Source organism: Streptomyces sp. MNU89 (assembly GCF_020982505.1).
In the GTDB taxonomy this organism is placed as follows: domain Bacteria; phylum Actinomycetota; class Actinomycetes; order Streptomycetales; family Streptomycetaceae; genus Streptomyces; species Streptomyces xinghaiensis.
On sequence record NZ_JAJKLL010000002.1, the window covers coordinates 1 to 1442 of the forward strand.

At 69.0% G+C, this 1442-nt stretch carries 1 protein-coding gene; it reads right to left on the minus strand.

Translation table 11 applies throughout. The features are described from left to right. Window positions 1-105: 105 nt before the first annotated feature. Window positions 106-1383 (minus strand): IS701 family transposase, encoded by a 1278-nt coding sequence (locus E4N63_RS30345; RefSeq protein WP_230213368.1) that lies wholly within the window; start codon window positions 1381-1383, stop codon window positions 106-108. Window positions 1384-1442 lie beyond the last annotated feature (59 nt).

Consider the following 1442-nt stretch of genomic DNA (forward strand, 5'->3'; position numbering starts at 1 on the left):
CCCCAGTAGGGCTCCGTTAGGTTGCTCTGGCTCTTGGGTTCTGGCTGGTGGTGGATGTTCTGGGCAGCGGGCGGTGGCAGGTGGTGCAGGTGCCGGTCCAGCAGTTCAGCAGGTCCTGGATGGCGTCGAGGATCTGGTAGAGGGTGAGTCCGCTGTATCGGCTTTTGGGGACAGGCGCTGTTCGGTGAGGAAGGCGTGGGCGGCGGTGACCAGGGTGACGTGGTGGTGCCAGCCGTTCCAGGAGCGGCCCTCGAAGTGGTCCAGGCCGAGGCCGTGCTTGAGTTCCCGGTAATCGTGCTCGATGCGCCAGCGGATCTTGGACAGGCGGACCAGTTCGGTGATCGGTGTGTCGGCGGGCAGGTTGGACAGCCAGTAGTCGGTGGGTGCTTCGGCGTCCTGGGGCCATTCGACCAGCAGCGTCACCTCGGGCAGGACACCGTCCCAGTGGCCGTGCTCGGCAGTGGCGGCGGCTTGGGCCAGACGGCGGGCCCTCACCCCGGCCGGCCGCACCCGCAGCGCCAGAAAGCGTGAGTGCATCGGCCCGCGGGAGCCTTCACGCCAGGTCACCTCGGTGAACGCCTGCCGTCCGTGCTCCTGAGCCAGCGCTGCCACCGAGGACGGCTTGTCCCGGTAGCGGGGCTGCGGCCTGCGACCGTTCCCGGACCAGGCCGGGGCGGTGGGCCGCACGTCGTGCGGGTGGACCGTCACGTCCGAACGGACCGCCACGACATAGCCGATGCCCCGCTCGCTCAGACCGTCGCGGAAGTCGGCGTTCTGCCCGTAGCCGGCGTCGGCCACCACCACCGGCGGCACCAGACCCCACCCGGCCAGCTCGTCGAGGATGTCCAGGGCCAGACGCCACTTCTCCCGGTGCCCGACCTCCTGCGGTATCCCGGTCTTCTGCCGCCGCACCGCATCGTCCGCCCACTCCTCGGGCACGAACATCCGCCACTGCAGCGGACAGGACGCGGTGTCGGAGACCGCGTGCACACTCACCGCGACCTGGCAGTTGGCCCGCTTGCCCAGCGCCCCGCAGTACTGGCGCGCGACCGCCACCGACATCTTCCCGTCCTTGGGGAACGACACGTCATCGACCGCCCACGCCTCCGGGCCGATTCTCGGCACCATCCGCTGGGCGATCCGCCGCCGCACCGGCACCGGATCCCACGTCGACTGGTTCACGAACTGCTGCAGGTTCTGCTCGTTGCCGTCGGGCAGCCGTTCCGCCATCGGCTGGATCGACTTCCGCCGTCCGTCCAGCATCAGTCCCCGCAGGTAGCAGTCGCCCTTCGCCCGCTGATCCTTGCGCGGCACCGACGCGAACACGTCAGCGACGAATAACGCCAACGTCGCCCGAGCACGGTTCACTTCATGTGCGTCCACACCTTCAGCGTTCCCCCAAACAGGACCGACAGACAGACGTAACGGAGCCCTACTAGGGC